Origin of the sequence: Providencia sp. PROV201, from assembly GCF_028479545.1 — a bacterium.
Classification (GTDB): Bacteria; Pseudomonadota; Gammaproteobacteria; order Enterobacterales; family Enterobacteriaceae; genus Providencia; species Providencia huaxiensis.
The window spans coordinates 37922-56077 of the sequence record NZ_JAMPNW010000003.1 but is presented as its reverse complement, the minus strand read 5'-3'; the positions used below and the strand labels follow the sequence as shown (position 1 = coordinate 56077).

Genomic DNA, 18156 nt, shown 5'->3' with positions numbered 1-18156 from the left:
GGAAACCCAGCGTTATAGTGGATAAAACATGTCTAGACGATTTCTTTTATTGCTTTGTATTTTATTTACGAATTATCTTCCCCAATCTATGGCTTCTGAGACCGTCAACAACACTGACGATTGGCAGTTGGCAGACATCCCACCAAAGCTAGTGCAAACGAAACAGCCTGAAATTATTTTTGCGATGATTGCTGGAGAAATGCGCGCTGTCGCAGAACTTAACGCAGAACACGGTTTTTACGCTTATTCTCCCTCAGGGGATTATTGCGCGATGCAGTTTGGCAATGACTACGCATTTGTAAAAACAATATCGTTTTCTAACCAAAAACCGCGTTATGTCCCTGAAGTAGATAGGCTAAATGACTTACAAAATCCTATTTATGATTATTTGGTCACACACCAAAAAACAGCGGTATATAACTCAACTCAGGGTAATCGTAAGCAAATTGCCTCTTTATGGGAAAACCTGCGCTACCCTGTGTTAGCTCGGATGATTAAAACGGATAAAGCAGGAGAAAAGAGTGCTTGGCTAACCATCCGTATAGGGGATAGGCTGGGTTATGTGCGTTTAGATGATGTCGCATTAGATAAAGGCATTCCAATTTTAACTTATCACCATATTCTCAAAGATAGTGAAAATAAGCATTTCCGTGAAACATCCACGACGACATCGGTAGAAGCATTTCGAGAACAAATGAATTATTTAAAACAGGCGGGTTACCAAACACTTTCGCTTGCCGATGTGGAAGATTATCTGAATAAATCCGCTAACCTACCTGGTAAAGCCGTCGTGCTGACATTTGATGATGGTTTAAAATCAGTTTATCGCTATGCATTACCGATTTTAAGGCATAACCGCCAGCAGGCGACGTTGTTTATTATTTCTTCACGTATCAAAACACAGCCACAAAAATGGTCAGCGCATGACTTGCAATTTATGAATAAGCAAGAAATCAAAGATAGTCGAGACGTTTTTAATATCCAATCTCATACTCACTTTTTACATCGTTTAGATAACCATAATTCACCCATTTTATTTAGCCGGAAAGAACATACGATCATGTTGGATTTTAAACGGTCGATAAGAGTTTTAAGTCGTTTCGAACCTGAGCAGCGTTACCTTGCATATCCATTTGGTGGTTATAACCAATCAGCGATGGATGCGGCTAAAGATGCGGGGCTACACCTTGCCGTCACGACCATTCAAGGAAAAGTCAAATTGGGGGATAACCCTTTTGCGCTCAAACGTTTGTATGCTTTTCGGACTGACCCATTAGAGAAATTTGCTCAGATGGTGGGTAATAGTGAAAAAAGCGTGATAAATCAAAATATTATTATCGATAGATAATCAATGTAGTGAACTAAGCACTGGGTTTTTGGCTCAGTGCTCATCCGCTTTCTTGCCCGTTCCCATCTCTTTTAAAAACTGCTGTTGGTAAACAAACAATTCTTTTGCGCTAATACAATGATAATCCATCGAAAACTGTTTGGCGGTTTGCTCAATAATCTTAGCAAGGGCAGGGTAATGGCGGTGGTTCCAATTGGGAAATAAATGGTGCGTAAGATGTAAGTTTAACCCGCCTAACCAATAGGTTAGCCAACGAGGCGTGGTTTGCCAATCATAAGTGGTTGAAAACGTGTGAGTATAAAAACCATGTGGCATATTGCCTTCTTTGGGAGGCGTATAAAAAGTTGCTTTCGCCCAATGGGTGCCAAGTATCAATACAACAAATATGAGAGAGGCAAACATTTGGCTAAATAAGTAAGTGAGCAGCAAGGTCCCTAAACTGATATCAGTAATAACAAACGCAGGTATGACTATTGCAACAATCAAATGCAGTAACTTAGCCAATAAAAATGCCCCAATACCACGACGGCCTTGATGGCGCATATGAGGGGCGACGCGCGTCAAATGAAATCTGTCCATCCAATCAAAGAACCAAATCAGTGCAGGGAAAGTCATTGCGGCAATTAATGGCCAATACAGATGCTGAGCTCGCATAAACGGGTACCAGCGCTGATAAGGGGTTTGGCGTAAGACGAAATTTTCTTCGATATCTAAATCATAATGGCGAATATTGGTGTGCGCATGGTGAAAAATAATATGCCTGACTCGCCAACATTCAGGGTCTAAACCCAACGGAATAGTGACCCAAAAATTGAGCCAATAATTGGCTTTGGCCTGTTTAAAAATTGCATTATGGGAAGCATCGTGAACTAAATTAATCGCCAATAACAATGCGAAGCAAATAAATAGAGGGTAAAAAATAAAAAACGCCCAAGACGTATTAACACATAACGCTATGCCGTAGCTGCCTAAGCAGCACAAGATTAAAACCAGACTTTTTAAATAAAAACGTGTGTCAGCGAATCGGTGATCAGCCCGCTGTTGTAAATAGTGTTTGGCCGCCATGTTCAATGCTTTTTGGAACGCTTGGTCATGGCGATGTTGGTAGCCTAACGGCCTTAGCGGCTCAGAAGACATCACTCACCTGTATGGGTTTTCGGCCTATACCGATTAACATTAATAAACTATGCAACCACAGAGCACTGGTAAAAATAACCCAAAATGGGGTTGTCCATTGCCAAATAAATAAAATGCAAATTAATAGCAAGCAAGCGATGAAAAACCAGCTCAACAGGCCAATTTTACGGCCATCTGAAATACCGGATAGTGCCACGGTACCTAAGGCTAATAAGATAAATAAAATTACTTGTTGTTGAGTCGTCCCTTGGTAACCATAGCCATAAATATAGACATAACCAATAACTAGGCTAAATAGAAGGAGCGTTCCCATTACTAATGCAATTTGGTTTACACGAAATAATGGTGCGGGTTTTACCTTGGGTTGACTGCGGCGTTTAATGATACGCCAAAAAGGTAAATTACTATCAATAAACGGGTTTTCAGATGCGGGAGCCCCTTTGATACCAAAATGGTGCTCAGTTTCAGGCAATTTGGAAAATGTACCAAACAGTTTGTCCCAAAAAATAAAACTGCCACCAAAATTACGGTTGGAATAATGCCCTTCCTTGACATGATGAACTCGGTGGTGTTGTGGCGTTACCATGAATTTCTCTAACCAACCCAAACGAGGGATCAGCGCACTGTGGTTAAAAAACTGAATGGTATAGTGCAATATTGAAACGGTGATAAACACCTCTAAGGGGATCCCCATTAGCGCCAGTAACATAAAGAATGGGATTGATGTCAGTGATGAGTACCAAGAATTACGCACACCTAATGATAGATTGTAGTGTTCCCCTTGGTGATGTACCACATGAACGGCCCATAAAACACGGTAGGTATGGTGCAAACGGTGTAGCCAGTAAAAACCAAAGTCCCAAGCCAAAATCGCAAACACCCACACCAGTGCGGTTAGCCAGTTTTCAACGAGGTTGAATGAGTAGTGGGTCACGACAAAGCCGTAACAGAAAATCTCTAACCCTCTGAATAACCATAACATGATATGGCCGGAATTGAGGTTGAATACCAATTCTTGCCAGCTAACGGTGCCTTTTTGTGTTTTAGCGATCACTAAACCTTCTGCGACTACGACCGCTAACATGAAAACAATCGGAAAGGTTAATTCATTCATTAGTGTTTCTCTTTAAGACAAACTTCGCAGTGTGAACAATCACTAATGCTCCACAAGCGGTGAGTGCGCCAGTGACAACATCAATAAATAAATGGCGTTTTAACACCAATACAGAGACACAAATAGCAATGGCCCAAATCACGGCGAGAACCGTGCGAAATTTTTGTTGTGTTGACCATAATGCATTCAGTACGACGAGAGTCAATGAGACATGTAGAGAAGGGAGTAAATTTTGTGGGCTATCAATATCAATCAATGCAGACAAAATCCGCCCAGATAAGGTTGAAAAGTCGTAATCGTGGTACAGCATGGTCGTGGGATACCACAGATAGACCGCCCCAGAAACCAGCGCACAGAGCTGCATGGCATACATGAGTGAGCGAGCCTTTCTTAGAGGGCTGAGAAAATACCCAAGTGGGATAAACAGGAAAAATGAGAGATAAAGCCAGATGGCGTCGGGTGAAAATGGCACGGCATTATCAATCTCACTGGGGGACAAAATATGAGCCTGCCCCATTACTTGCCCGGTATATTGATAAACAATACCAACGGTTCCCCAGCCGAGCAGGCAATAAATAAGGCGAGTGAATAATTCTTTGCTACTCATTTCGCTTCCTTACGGGTTATGCGTCGCTTTTTAACCGAGAGTGTTTGCATAATAGCAGCTGATGATAATTGCCAATCTAATTGAGTAATATCAACGTGTTGGTTTGAAAAATAGCCTGCCAGTTGTTGTTGGCAATGGGACAGCTCCGTAGGGGAACATTCAGCCTGTAAATATAATGAGTTTCCTTGCTGTGTTAAGCGGAAATCGGCAGTAACAGGTAAGTGATTCACAATAACCCTTGCACAGGGATCGGCGAAAATCGTCACAATTTTGCCGTTATAGCCTGGAAGTTGCAGCAAATCATCACTGCGGCCCTCAATGCGTTCAATCGCCATTTCAGGAGAGCCACAGGGGCAGGCATTTTTTTTCACCACTAACACATCATCCAGTTGATAGCGAACAATAGGCTGTGTTTTACGGGTAAAATCCGTGATAATCGGCGAAAAACGGTCATTATCAAGCCAATTAGGCTCAATATGCACAAACGCTTCATTTAAGTGCAAAGTACCATGGGAACAAGTACAGCCTAAAAACCCTTCCGTTGCTTGGTAGACTTCCCCGACATTGGGGAAATACTCCTGTAATTTTTGTTTGTCATGAGGCTCTAATACCTCAGCGACAGAAATCACTTTTTGTGTATTTAATTGAATTTTCTGTTGGCTGATGGCATCAGCAATCGCGCATAACACTTGGGCTGGCGCAACGATGATGGAAGGTTGATATTGTTCAAGCGCAGCGAGTTGTAGGTCAAAATCTGCAAAAAGGTCATAAAAACGTAGTGAAATCCAACGGTTATTGACACTTTCATACAGGTTATTATTGGCACGTAAAAACAGTGCAACGCGTTCACCACTAAACAAGCCTTTAGGTAACATTTTAGCTAACATACTGCCAGACCAGACATTTTGTTCTTCTGGGCTAACAACGAACAGGCCTCGACGGCCTGAAGTTCCAGAGGATAACCCGACACTGTAGCGCCCCACTTTAGGGGCAAAATCCCGAGATTGCTCACTTTTTTGTGCACATTCTAGAAGTTTTTGACTAGAAAGCCCGGCGGTATTCATTTCATCAAAATTATCCATCATGATTTGCTTATTCATAATGGGGAAATCATGTAACTCTTGATGAATATAAGGCTGAAAATAGGGGCTTTTGGTTAATACGTTGCGCTTGAATTGTGCCAAATGTCGTTGTTGATGGGCTTCTAGTTCATCCCGAGTTTTAAATTTTAAACGGCGTGCGCGCCAGTAATGCCAGAGCATCGAGAGGATCACAATAAATCCCCTTCATGGCACAGTTGGATAACCACATTGCGTTTATCAATCTCATGCAATTTATTTAGTGTTTCATAATAAGCTTGCTTATCATCCATGATGATATTGGCAATTGCCATAGGGCCGCGTAATTCACGATAATTAGTGGGAGACCAAGCCGCATCGCCTGCGAGCAATATCCAGCCTGAGTTAGTTAGTACACACAAACCAATATGCCCTGCAGCATGCCCAGGGAGAGGGACAATGAGTAACGTTTTCTGCTGATTGACGGCATAGCCTTCGCCTAAAACTTGCAATTCATTGGGTAACGCGACCTTGGGGAAACCTTCATAAAATACAGTACGTTGTTCGAAGTCGTCAGGTAATAGACCACTGACAAAGGCATTTTTCAGTGCAGCAAACCCAGTTAAAGGGCGAGTTTTAGCCCAACCATCCCCTGAACAAATAATGGGTATGATGGGGAAGTCACGTAGCCCTGCGATATGGTCGCCATGAAAATGGGACAAAATCACACCATTGATATCATTAGGTTTTAGGCCATCACTAGCCAATTGATTGACAAGGGCGTCTTTGCTGTCGAAATACACTGGGGTAACTGTTCGGTATAGCCGCATAATGCCATGGCGCGTATGATCATAAAAATGGGTGGCATAACCGGTATCAAACAGCCAACGTTGGTGCTCATCTTCAATCAGCCATGCTCTTGCTGGGAATTTACAGGATTTAAAACTAGCACCTTTCAAAGCTACACAGCCTGGATGTGTGCAATAACCCACCTCATATTGATGAATAGTTAGCATGGGGTCTCCTGTTGTTTCAGCCATTTTGCAGTTAAATGAACGCCTTGTTGCATACTATATAAAGGATAGTAACCCAGCTCTTGTTGGGCTTTTTGGTTATCTAATGTCATGGTGAAATAGGCAGCGCCAAGGCTATAGCGTGTCAGTAATGGCTCTTTTCCCGTTAAATAGCCAATGGTCTCTAATAGACAGGCAATAGCATACAGTAAAGGGTAAGGGGCTGAACGAATTTCACAATCTAAGTTAAGTTCACTAAATAGCTGATTTAATGTTTGTTTAAGAGCTTGTGGCTGCTGGTTCGTAATATTATAAATGGCGCCACTGGGGAGTGTTTCTTTGAACGTCGCCAGCTGCATGCTGTGAACCACATTTCCCACATAGGTGAGGTCAAAATGGTTATTTCCCCCATTAGGCAAGACCAACTTTCCTTTTCGTGATTTTATTTGGGCAAGCAAACGCGGTAGCAAAACGCGATCATGAGGGCCAAATAAGCCTCGAGGGCGCAAAATAGTGTAACGCGTTGTTGGAAACTGCCTAACACACTGTTCTATCATAGTCTCGGCTAAATATTTTGTTCTAGCGTATTGGTTAGCGAAATGTTTATTAACCGTAGACTCAGGAATATTTTGCTGGTGGGTGAAATTAAAATAGATGGCAGGGGTGGAAATATGGATAAAGCGTGAAACTTTGGCTTCCCCCGCAGCGGTAGCCAATATTTGAGTTGCATGAACGTTTGTTTTCTCAAAATCTTGGCGTTTTCCCCAAGGCGAGGAAAGGGCAGCGCAATGCCAAATTGCATCACAGCCCGCCATGAGTATTTTTGCTTCTTGAACGGTAAGTTCAGATAATTCACTGGCAATAAATGTTGCACCTAATTGGCTTAACTGTTCCCCTGCTTGATGGTTTCGGCCACAAGCGACGACATCAATGCCTCTTTGAAGTAAGTACTCGCTAGCATTACGTCCCAGGCCACTTGTTGCGCCTGTTACCAAGATCTTCATGGCACCAACACCATAGCGCACAACGCTAAACCGGCGGCAGTACCAATCAGCATCGCACTTTGTTTTTCATAGAAACGGCCTGTGATAATCGCTTCGTGCAGTGCTGAAGGAATCGATGCCGCGACTTGGTTCCCGCGGTGACGGTAAATATCAATCAGTTGGTCAGTCGTCACGCCTACACGTTGGCGCATATGTTCTAAAGAAAGGTGACTGGCTTGGTGTGGGATAACGGTACCAATTTGTTTGAGCTGTAAACCCGATTCACTGAAAACCTGTTGCATAAAATCTTCAATCAAAGAAGACGCGAGGCGAAACAGTTTTTTCCCTTGCATATGAAAAAGAAAATCATCGTCAGTCATACCTGAGCGCGGGTTGCATCTTGTGCCACCTGCGCGAATTTCGCAAAAATCGATCCCTGCAGTATAGGTGGTATGGGTGTAAGAAATAATTCCGCTATTTCCATCTCCTTTTTCCACAACAACACAAGCTGCGCCATCACCAAAAATCAGCGATGATTCTTTATCTTGCCAGTCAATACCGCGCGAGGCGATATCTGCAGAAACAATTGCGATGCGTTGGTAAGCACTGGTGGCTAATAACCCAGCCGCGACCTGAAGTGCAGTGATGAAGCTGATGCAACTGGAGTTGACATCAAAGCAGGCAATACCTTGGTTTAAATTCGATTGCTCAAGGATATGCGCAGCTGAACACGGTAGCGCTTGCACTGGGATAGCTGAAGCATTAATCAACATATCAATACTGGCTGGTGCGATATGGTTCGTATGTAAAGCATTTTGAATCGCTAGTGCGGCTAATACTGCTTGTGAATCGGTATGAGTTGCATGGAAGCGGTATTCGATACCTGAATGTTTTTCGACAAACCCTTTTGGTTTATTTAATTTTTCATCCAACATGGATGAGTAAATTTTATGCTCAGGAAGTGCAACTCCAGAAGCAATGATTTTTAGGGGGGTTATTGACTGGTTACCAGACATATCAATATGTGCCTATCTTGCGATGATAATGACAATAAATATCAGAGTTCAAATATTTAATATATAGGAATTACGGAGTTATTCTGATTCTCTTTCTCTTAAGAATATTTCATAAACTTCATCAATTAATTCATTGATGGTTTTTTGCCATGATTTAGGCAATGAAGCCTGCCATATCACATCAATACACCATTGGGCTTGTTCACAATGTTGAGCGAGTGTCATTTGAGCTTAAAGTTTCACTTAAGGCATGAAAAAGCCTCATCTGGTAACTTTGGCACATGCCAATAACCAGTAATACATATCTCAGGCAACACCACTATTTTCACGTCTTGTTGTTCGACTTGGGTAATAAAGTTATGAATACGGTCTAGGTTATAGGTCTTATCATTAGGGCGATGTCGAAACTGAACTGTTGCAGCGTGAAGTAGGGGGTATCTTTGCATTCTTTTTATCTCCTTAGGTTAAGGAGATAAAAATATGTCGTTCGAACAAAAAATAATGAGTTATTTTTGTATTTTATTATTATAAGTTGTTGAATATAATGTTTAACTAACTCGTTACAGGTGTTTTTTTCGGGTAAGTTAACTTAAAAAGATGATTCATAGTTACATTATGTGAAAAAAATCTTTAATTTAGCTTTAATATTCTTATATTATCAACTTTGCTTAAAGGTGCTTGGGTGATTTTATCTTAATAAGTGTCTTTATTTAGTGAATTAGCCATGTAAGTAACCTTTATTCTTAGCATTAAAGGCAAGAAACTAACTTAAGCTATGAGCGCAAAATGTAATAATGATAGGTGTCTTTCTTGTCATTTTGACTATTTATTGGGGAAATTGCGAAGTGAAATGCTTGTATTACTCATTTTGTAATGCTCCAGGCTAATATTATTATGTTTTATTTTTGTTATTTTCCATTTTAACTCTATAAAATTGCAATATACATTTGTGATTTGTTACAATTTGAAATAAATGTAACTTGTTGTTATTTAAAGGTTATTTATGTCATAAATTGTTTTATTTTACTCTAAATATGTGTTAATGAAGGCTATCGACATTTTTTTACTTTAATTATGAGTAACTTGCTCTATTCATGATTAAATAGTAGTAATTTAAAGGGTATTTCAGTTTTTTATATTCTAAACCCTTAATGTGAGTAAGTTAAAATTGCTATTAATCTAATCATAATAAATGATAAAAATAAAAAAAACATTGTCAGTTGTTTTTTTGAAGTAAACATTAAAAATGTAAAAATTAAATTAATTTATAAAAATAAATACATAAAAATACTTATTAATCAATGAATACCATATTAAATCAACAGTAAATGCCTTTATTTTATTGGAAATTAAATTTACGGCATATTTCCCGATGTTACCATTGGTGATGGTTATTATTTTTTTTGATTTAAAATCAACACCTTGAGATGGTGTAATTCGTTTTATAAAAAATAGTAACTAATATGAACAATGTGATTTTTATCTTATAAGATAATCAAAGCTTAAATAATGAAATATTGATAGGTTTCAATGGCTTTAATTTATTATATTGATCGTTATAAACAGTTTTACTTTTATATATTGAAAACTATAATTAACTCAAATTTCGTGTTTTAATTGGTTCTTGCTATTTTGATTTGGATATATAAGCGGTGTATAATCAGTGCAGTTTATTATGTTAAAGATTTTGATCTGTAATATAATTTAGCCATTTAATATTTTAGGTTATTTTGGGCTATTGTTAATGATAAATGTAAATCGGATAGTAGGCAGAGAGATTAGAAAAAGAAGAAAGCACTTAGGGCTTTCAGGTATTGAATTAGCGAATCTTGTTGGCGTTAGTCAGCAGCAAATTTCCCGCTATGAAAGAGGCGAGTGCAATATTAATATTGAGAATTTGCACGTGCTTGCTAATGCGTTAGAAACTGAAATGATTTGTTTTTTTATCGATGATGTTTTTATCAATAAAGAAAATAATTAATTTAAAAAAATAAGAATAATCTGGTTACAAGATTAAATTAATAAAGTTATATGTTTTTAAATTAATTAATAATTTAAATTAATAAAGGTGTAGTGTTTTTACTTTTATCTAGTAAAAACCTAGATCTTGTATCTTATTTATCATTACACTCTCAGTAAATAAATATCAACTTAATAATTTATTGATTATTAGGTGATTGGTACATCTGTCGTCTTTTTATAGGAAAATATAAATGAAATTAACTAAAATTGCATTAGCTACAATTATCGCTTCTTCATTTGGTATTGCACACGCAGCACCTGTAGATCAAGGAAGTGGCATCATCAACTTTACTGGTAAAGTGATTAATGCACCTTGCTCAATCCCTGGTGATGGTACAATCAACGTTGACCTTGGCCAAGTTGCAAATAAAGTATTGGAAACTGGTAACAAATATAGCCAAAGCGTTCAATACAATATCCAGTTAGAAAACTGTGATTTAGGTGCAGTGACAGATGCTGACAACAAAGTTATCTTCCCTGCGGTTAGCAAAGTTAAAGTAACGTTCACTGGTACTCCAGATACTACAGCTAAAGAATTGCTGGCAAATACTGGTACTTCTAAAGGTGTGGGTGTTCGTTTAATCAACGCAGATGGCGCAACAATGAAAGTTGGTGATACCAGCGTTGAGATGCCATTAGCGGATGGTCCAAATAAATTAGCATTCAGTGCACGTGTTGAAGCAAATGGTAGCAAAGTTGAAACTGGTAGCATTATTTCTCAAGCAACTTACGCTTTAAACTACCTGTAATTTTTTATTTTAAATAACAGGCATATATTTGCCTGTTATTTTCCTTTTTTTATTTTTTGACAGGGAACATCATGTCTCTATTGCCTCAGTTTAAAATAAATAAAATATTATTTTCAATTGCTTTGGCGTTTTCCGTTTCGGGAATAGCGAATGCAGTGGAATTTAATATGAATATTATTGATGCTAAGGACAGAGATAATATTGATTTGAGTCAGTTTTCTAATCCCGATTTTATTCCTGCTGGTGAATATTTAACAGATATTACATTGAATGGTAGAAAGTTATCTGGGCAGTATTTAATTAAATTCATTGAAGAGAATAAAGATACTTCAACACTCTGTATTACACCAGAGATGGTAAATATTTTTGCATTAAAAAAGAAGGTAAAGGAAGAACTTCTGCAAAATAATAATGGTCAGTGTGTTGAACTATCTAAAAATTTAGATATTACCTATCGCTTTGATAAAGCGAATCAGAATATCTTATTTTCTATCCCTCAAGCTTGGCTTGAATATGATGACCCGTATTGGGTTCCACCTTCCCAATGGGAAAATGGGATTGCGGGCGCATTTCTCGACTATAACCTGTTTGTCAATTACTCAGCGCCTAAAAATAACAGTGAAACATTCAGTGGTAGTAGTAACGGTACCGCTGGCGTTAACTTAGGAGCTTGGCGTTTTCGTGCTGACTATCAATATCAATATAATCGTTCTCAAGGTAAAACGAATGAGCGGTTTGATTGGACTCAGTTATACGCTTTTCGTGCTTTACCTCAAATGGGTGCAAAGGTTTTACTTGGTGAGTCTTATTTGAAGACTGACTTATTTGATAGTTTTCGCTTTATAGGGGCGTCTATTTTTAGTGATAACCGGATGCTTCCACCTTCATTACGCGGTTATGCACCTCAGGTTACCGGTATTGCGAAAACGAATGCGATGGTGATTATTTCACAGAATGGGCGTGTGATTAAGCAAGTTAAAGTCGCTCCAGGGCCATTTAATGTTCAAGATATCACTGAAGCGGTACAAGGTACTTTAGATGTAACCATTGAGGAAGAAGATGGTTCAAAAACCACTTATCAAGTGACAGCGGCATCGTTGCCATTTTTAACGCGTCAGGGGCAGCTACTTTATAAATTTACCATGGGGCAATCCGACCCATTTGGTCGCTCACAGAAAATTGATCCTAAGTTTATTGTAGGAGAAGTTTCCTATGGTTTATTTGGTGATACATCCATCTTTGGTGGGTTAATTGCAACGGTAGATAATAACAATTATCAAGCGATGAACTTGGGGATAGGGCAAAACATGAATATGTTTGGTGCTATCTCTGTTGATATCACTCGCACCCATGCAAATTTAGATAATTTTGGATCTTATTCAGGTAATAGCTATCGTTTAAATTATTCTAAACGTTTTGAATCTACCAATTCACAGATAACATTCGCAGGCTATAAATTTTCTGAAAAAGAATTCTTAACGATGCCTCAATACATTGATGCAGCTAACGGTGTGCTTGATTTTAGACGTGACAAAAACGTCTATACCGCGTCTTTTAATCAATACATTAGCCCACTGGATTTAACTGTCTATTTTAATGCTTCTCATCGCCAATTTTGGAATAGTGAATCAACAACAAACTTTGGGATGAGTTTTAGTAAGTTATTTAGTATTGGGCAAATTAAAAATATTTCCGGCACATTATCACTCAATAAAATTAAATATGAAGAGACGGATGATAATCAAATTTATCTATCTTTCTCCGTGCCACTCGAAAATGGCGCTTCAGTGAGTTATGACGCTCAGTATGCAGACAATGACCATAGCTTTGGTCAATCTGTGGGTTATTACAGTGCAAACGAGAATAACAACTATTGGAGTATGCGTGTTGGTGGTGATCAGCACAAACTTGGACGCGCAGAACCAAATATCAGTGGTAGTTATCAATATTCATCACCTTATGGCGTATTAAATGTTAATGCGACTGAAAATGTGAACTCATATCGTGCTGTCGGTGGTAGTTGGTATGGTTCCATGACAGCAACGAAATACGGTGCGGCCATGCACCGCAACGGGACTAACAACGAGCCTCGTGTGATGATTGATAGTGACAATGTTGCAGGGATTTCGATTGATAATGGCGAATCAGTCACAAACCGATTTGGGATTGGTGTAGCGACAAGCTTAAATAGTTTTTCTAATTCAGATGTTTACATTGATATGAATACATTACCTGATGATGTAGATGTCAATGACAACATTATTGGTAAAACCCTGACTGAGGGGTCAATTGGTTATCAGAGAATAAAAGCGAATCAAGGAAAACGTATTTTAGCAATTATCCGTTTGAATAATGGAAATTATCCACCGCTTGGCACCAGTGTGATTGAGTCAAGCACAGGAAGAGAAGTCGGAATTATTGCTGATAGCGGCGTTGCGTATTTAACGGGTGTGGATCCAGAAGAAAGCTACATAGTGAAATGGGCTGCGGGCGCAAACCAATGTAGTTTGAATTTACCTAATATTGCCGAAAAAAATCAGGGTAAAGTCCTGATCCCTTGCCAATAAAGGAATGATGTATGAGTAAAAAGTATGTAGTAGCTTTAGGATTTTCATTAGTTTTTGTCGGCATGCAAGTTGCGTCTGCTGCGATCAATATTGACCGTACACGAATTATTTTTCCAGGTAAAGATAAATCAATAAGTCTGGTTATTAATAATCAAAGTAAAACAATGCCTTATTTAGCCCAATCTTGGATGGAAGATGAAAAAGGGAATAAGGTTTCTGAACCTTTTACGGTTTTACCACCGATGCAACGTGTTGAGCCTAATGCTAAAAACCAAATAAAAATTATTAAAACAGAGGGAATTGATGCTCTTCCACAAGATAGAGAATCGCTGTTCTATTTAAATGTGCGCGAAATCCCCCCTGTTGCAGATAAAGAAAATGTTGTTCAGATTGCGATTCAAAGCCGTCTAAAAATGTTTTATCGGCCACCTCAAATCGAAAATAATAGCGACAAAGTATGGGCTAAAGAGCTGAAATATACGCATACAGGTGGACAATTATTAATTGAAAACCCAACTAAATATTACGTGACACTGGGTTACCTTAGTAACAACAACCAGAAAAATTTCCCTGGTTTTGAAAGTGTGATGATTGCTCCGCTTTCTAAGGAAAGTGTCTCCGTGCCGACAAGCGGTTTTAATCAATTATATACCGGCTATATGGATGATTACGGTGGGATGAAAATGTTGACTTACCAATGCGCTGCGTCGACCTGCCAGCTGTCAAAAGAGAGCCAATAGGATTTTAGATATGAGAAATTGCTACTTTTCAATATGTCTTTTCATGCTATCTCTATGTGGAAGCCAAAGCTATGCAGATAGTAGCATGATGAGAGGTGATCTTAATTTTACAGGGAATGTAGTGGCATTGCCTTGTAAAATTTCATTTTACTCTATAGATCAAAATATTGAATTAGGCCCAATATCTCTGAATTATTTTAATGAAATTGGGGATAGAAGCCCTAAGCATGAAATCAAATTAAAATTTGATGACTGCATTTTCCCAAAACGCGATCGCGATGATAGGGATCCAGTTGTCAGGATCATGTTTATTTCAGAGCCAACTGCAAGTACAGACCGCAATTTATTTGGTGGTAAAACCATTCTAAATGGCTACGGCATTCGCTTAATGGATAAAGATAGCAATATTGTTCCTAATGGTGAATATCGTAGTTATCCAATCTATTTTGATGATAACCAGCAAATTACGATTTATTCCATGCTAGAGAGTTATCTACCCAGAAATGAATTAACAGTGGGTAATATTAAAACGCAAATTACCTTAAATATTACTTACCTATAAGGTGTATAAATCATGATACACAGGTTTATTCAAAAATATGGTTTTTATATTGTATTTCTATTCGTTTTTATTAGCCCAAAAACCTTTGCATTAGATTGTGTGGAAGCCGGAACCGGAGTGGTTATTAAACCTGCAGTACCTGTTGGCCAATTAGCTATTCCGGCAGATACACCAGACGGAACAATTATTTGGCAATCTGACCCACTGACAGTCACCGTTTTTTGCGACAACGTGCTTGGAAATATGGTTGACGTTGTTCATATGTATTTTAACCCAACATCTCAAAAGTTAGGTACTGGCTTACTACTCGGTGCGAACTATCAAGGCCAACAGCTTGAGAGAGATAAACAAAAAGTGAGTTTAGGTACAAAACCAATTAGTGGCAACGAAAACGTGACAGTGACGGTGACATTTACACTGTATATCAAAGTGACAGGGACTGTACCGCCATCAGGTAACTATGAGGGTGATAATCAATTTACAGTTTTCCAATTTGATGGGAGCGGTGGGATCAATACGACACCAGGGGCGAAAAACTTACGCTACTCGATATCTGGATTACGGGGGATCCGTTTCTTAAAGTGCGGCGCAGATATTAAAGTTTTCCCTGAGTCACAGCAAATTGATTTTGGCCAGCTAATGATTACAGACTTGAATCAAGGGAAAGAGTTTAAAAAGGATTTTCAAGTCCAAGCGGTGAAAAGAGGTTGTCTTGATAATTTCTCTATGAATATCAATTTTGAAACGACTGATCCACTGAATGGTGAATATGCGATTGATTTAAAAAATGGCACCAACTTAATAATTATGGACGATAAAAGTAATAATATAAAATTCAATTACTTCCAGTTTTTTGGTAGCCTACCGCAAGGAAGTACTTCAGTAACCCGTGATTACAGTGCAACAATTAAAAAGGCGGGGACGGTGAAAACGGGTGGATTTAACGCCTCAACCATTGTTCGAATTAACTATTATTGATATCAGTAATATATCGATGTGAGTGATAGTTAAAATAATAGTATAAAATGATAGTAAAAGAGTGGGCTTTTGGCCCACTCTTTTATTATATAACTGTGTGATTATATAACTGTGTGATTATGTAACTGTATGATTATGTAACAGCATGGCTATGCTACATCGTCATACCGGCTAACGAAAGTTAGCGCACTCCTTTGCGCTAGGGTGGCTAACTCTATTTAACACATTTGCCGCAAGTTTCATTTTGCACTTGCTCAAAGAAGTTATTTCCTTTGTCATCAACCAAAATGAACGCAGGTAACCCTTCAACTTCCATTTTCCAAATTGCTTCCATTCCAAGTTCTGGATATTCAAGGCAATTTAGACTTTTCACATATTCTTGAGCAAGTATTGCTGCGGACCCACCAATACTGCCTAAATAGAACCCACCATGCTTTTTACAGGCATCCGTCACCAATTGAGTTCGGTTACCTTTCGCCAACATTAGCATGCTGCCACCGTGGGACTGGAATAGATCGACATAAGGATCCATCCGATTACCGGTTGTTGGGCCCAAAGAACCGGAAACCATATCTTCAGGTTTCTTCGCTGGGCCTGCGTAATACACCATGTGATCTTTAAAGTATTGAGGCAGTTCTTCGCCGCTATCTAAACGCTCTTTCAATTTCGTATGCGCAATATCCCGAGCAATAATAAGTGGCCCACTGAGGGAAACACGTGTTGATACAGGGTGTTTACTCAGCTCAGCCAAAATGTCTTTCATTGGGCGGTTGAGGTCAATATGTACTACTTTTCCTTCAGCTTGATTACGCATAGACTCAGGAATGTATTGGGCTGGGTTGTGCTCCATTTTTTCAAGCCATAAACCGCTTTTGGTTATTTTGGCTTTAATGTTTCTATCAGCAGAGCAAGAAATAGCTAAGCCGATTGGGCAAGAGGCACCGTGGCGAGGTAAACGAACAACACGAACATCGTGAGCAAAATATTTACCACCAAATTGTGCGCCAAAACCAAGATGACGTGAAGCTTCTAATAACTCATTTTCTAGCTCTATATCACGGAAGGCACGGCCATACTCATTACCTGTGGTTGGCAGATTATCGTAGTATTTTGCAGAGGCAAGTTTGGCGGTTTTCAGGGTTGTTTCTGCAGAAGTACCACCGATAACAAAGGCAATATGATAAGGCGGGCAAGCTGTTGTGCCTAGATTCCGCATTTTTTCAATTAAGAAATTTTTTAACTTAGCTGGAGTTAATGTTGCTTTTGTTTCTTGGTAAAGTGCTGATTTATTTGCTGAACCGCCGCCTTTGTTAACAAACAGGAAATGATATTCATCGCCAGTGGTCGCAAAAATGTCAAACTGAGCAGGTAGGTTTGTGCCAGTATTGACTTCATTAAACATATCTAGCGGGGCATTTTGAGAAAAACGTAGGTTTTCGTGTTGGAAGACGTTATAAATCCCTCGAGAGAGGTACTCTTCGTCGTCGCAGTCTGTCCAAACTTGTTGACCTTTTTTCCCAACAACCGCGACAGTGCCCGTATCTTGGCAGTTTGGTAATATACCTTTTGCCGAAATTTCAGCATTGCGAAGTAACTGCAATGCAACATATCTGTCGTTTTCGCTGGCTTCTGGGTCATGTAAGATAGCAGCGACTTGTTTCTGGTGCGCGGCTCTTAAAAAAAACTGAGATTCATAAATTGCGTGTTCGGCAAGGAGGGTTAATGCTTCAGGTTCAACTTTTAAAATTTGCTTTCCCGCAAATTGTTCTACAGAAACATATTTATCAGAGACTTGGAAATACTCGGTTTTATCCTCAGATAATGGATAAGGTTCTTGGTAAAAAAACTCTTTATTAGCCATTTTGCTCACTCACATATTAATTTCAGTGGAATTTCCAAAAATAGTCACCCGCAGGCTTATGTTTATTCTTTAATTGGTTTAACGCGAAAGATACAAAGTAAAATTTATAGGTGCAATAATGAAACAAAAATCACAAAATAAATCACTAAAAGTTACAGTTTAGCTTGGGATTATACTAATTTGATTATTATATTCAAAGGGATGCAGGGGATAATATGATGTTGGTTAAATTTATTGAGATAAAAGATAAGGATTAATGAAAATTAGATTTAAATCACATAATAATATTATTAACTGCAACTTTAATTATTTGTTATAGATGTTACCGGTTATTTGATTTTTTCATGTGTAATCACGATATATACCTATTGAATATAATTACCATCATAACTTGATAATTT

Annotated in this window: 17 protein-coding genes; 7 read left to right on the top strand and 10 right to left on the bottom strand. The window is 38.7% G+C overall.

The window, feature by feature from the left end; genetic code table 11:
* The first annotated feature begins 28 nt into the window (after positions 1-28).
* Positions 29-1348, top strand: a complete 1320-nt coding sequence (locus tag PR809_RS03580) for a polysaccharide deacetylase family protein (RefSeq protein ID WP_206276800.1) — start codon at positions 29-31, stop codon at positions 1346-1348.
* A gap of 33 nt (positions 1349-1381) precedes the next feature.
* On the opposite strand, the gene PR809_RS03575 is transcribed toward PR809_RS03580, so the two are convergent.
* The 9 genes from PR809_RS03575 to PR809_RS03535 form a co-directional block, all read right to left on the bottom strand.
* The gene (locus PR809_RS03575) at positions 1382-2485 is read right to left on the bottom strand and encodes a fatty acid desaturase family protein (RefSeq protein WP_206276801.1); all 1104 of its coding nucleotides are present in this window, start codon (positions 2483-2485) and stop codon (positions 1382-1384) included.
* Positions 2475-3599, bottom strand: a complete 1125-nt coding sequence (locus PR809_RS03570; RefSeq protein ID WP_206276802.1) for a sterol desaturase family protein — start codon at positions 3597-3599, stop codon at positions 2475-2477. The genes PR809_RS03575 and PR809_RS03570 overlap by 11 nt, the downstream gene beginning before the upstream one ends.
* Positions 3592-4206 (bottom strand): phosphatase PAP2 family protein, encoded by a 615-nt coding sequence (locus PR809_RS03565; RefSeq protein WP_206276803.1) that lies wholly within the window; start codon positions 4204-4206, stop codon positions 3592-3594. The genes PR809_RS03570 and PR809_RS03565 overlap by 8 nt, the downstream gene beginning before the upstream one ends.
* On the bottom strand, positions 4203-5483 hold the full coding sequence (locus tag PR809_RS03560) for a F390 synthetase-related protein (protein ID WP_272524454.1): 1281 nt from the start codon (positions 5481-5483) through the stop codon (positions 4203-4205). The genes PR809_RS03565 and PR809_RS03560 overlap by 4 nt, the downstream gene beginning before the upstream one ends.
* Complete coding sequence (locus tag PR809_RS03555; protein ID WP_102138047.1) at positions 5477-6280, bottom strand: MBL fold metallo-hydrolase; 804 nt, start codon at positions 6278-6280, stop codon at positions 5477-5479. Before PR809_RS03555 ends, PR809_RS03560 begins: the two co-directional genes overlap by 7 nt.
* Positions 6274-7281, bottom strand: a complete 1008-nt coding sequence (locus tag PR809_RS03550) for an NAD-dependent epimerase/dehydratase family protein (protein ID WP_206276804.1) — start codon at positions 7279-7281, stop codon at positions 6274-6276. Before PR809_RS03550 ends, PR809_RS03555 begins: the two co-directional genes overlap by 7 nt.
* Positions 7278-8276: a 3-oxoacyl-[acyl-carrier-protein] synthase III C-terminal domain-containing protein gene (locus PR809_RS03545; RefSeq protein WP_206276805.1), complete on the bottom strand. Its 999-nt coding sequence runs from the start codon at positions 8274-8276 to the stop codon at positions 7278-7280. The genes PR809_RS03550 and PR809_RS03545 overlap by 4 nt, the downstream gene beginning before the upstream one ends.
* 78 nt (positions 8277-8354) lie before the next feature.
* A complete protein-coding gene (locus PR809_RS03540; protein WP_206276806.1) occupies positions 8355-8501 on the bottom strand; it encodes a hypothetical protein in 147 nt (48 codons plus the stop codon).
* 14 nt (positions 8502-8515) lie between these two features.
* Positions 8516-8722 carry a nitrilase-related carbon-nitrogen hydrolase gene (locus PR809_RS03535; RefSeq protein ID WP_102138044.1) on the bottom strand — a complete coding sequence of 69 codons (207 nt, stop codon included), beginning with the start codon at positions 8720-8722 and terminating at the stop codon, positions 8516-8518.
* Positions 8723-10020: 1298 nt separating this feature from the next.
* On the opposite strand from PR809_RS03535, the gene PR809_RS03530 reads away from it, so the two are divergent.
* The 6 genes from PR809_RS03530 to PR809_RS03505 all read left to right on the top strand — a co-directional run bounded on the left by PR809_RS03530 (position 10021) and on the right by PR809_RS03505 (position 15894).
* Positions 10021-10257: a helix-turn-helix domain-containing protein gene (locus PR809_RS03530; RefSeq protein WP_004907928.1), complete on the top strand. Its 237-nt coding sequence runs from the start codon at positions 10021-10023 to the stop codon at positions 10255-10257.
* 232 nt (positions 10258-10489) lie between these two features.
* On the top strand, positions 10490-11047 hold the full coding sequence (locus PR809_RS03525) for a fimbrial protein (RefSeq protein WP_102138043.1): 558 nt from the start codon (positions 10490-10492) through the stop codon (positions 11045-11047).
* A gap of 71 nt (positions 11048-11118) precedes the next feature.
* Positions 11119-13614: a fimbria/pilus outer membrane usher protein gene (locus PR809_RS03520; protein ID WP_206277048.1), complete on the top strand. Its 2496-nt coding sequence runs from the start codon at positions 11119-11121 to the stop codon at positions 13612-13614.
* A gap of 11 nt (positions 13615-13625) precedes the next feature.
* Entirely contained in the window at positions 13626-14354 is a 729-nt protein-coding gene (locus tag PR809_RS03515; RefSeq protein WP_102138041.1) for a fimbrial biogenesis chaperone, read from the top strand.
* 85 nt (positions 14355-14439) lie between these two features.
* Positions 14440-14916: a fimbrial protein gene (locus tag PR809_RS03510; protein ID WP_229597484.1), complete on the top strand. Its 477-nt coding sequence runs from the start codon at positions 14440-14442 to the stop codon at positions 14914-14916.
* 12 nt (positions 14917-14928) lie between these two features.
* The gene (locus PR809_RS03505; protein ID WP_102138039.1) at positions 14929-15894 is read left to right on the top strand and encodes a fimbrial protein; all 966 of its coding nucleotides are present in this window, start codon (positions 14929-14931) and stop codon (positions 15892-15894) included.
* 214 nt (positions 15895-16108) lie between these two features.
* Here PR809_RS03505 and PR809_RS03500 read toward each other — a convergent pair whose 3' ends face one another.
* The gene (locus PR809_RS03500; protein WP_102138038.1) at positions 16109-17755 is read right to left on the bottom strand and encodes a fumarate hydratase; all 1647 of its coding nucleotides are present in this window, start codon (positions 17753-17755) and stop codon (positions 16109-16111) included.
* Positions 17756-18156: the final 401 nt, after the last annotated feature.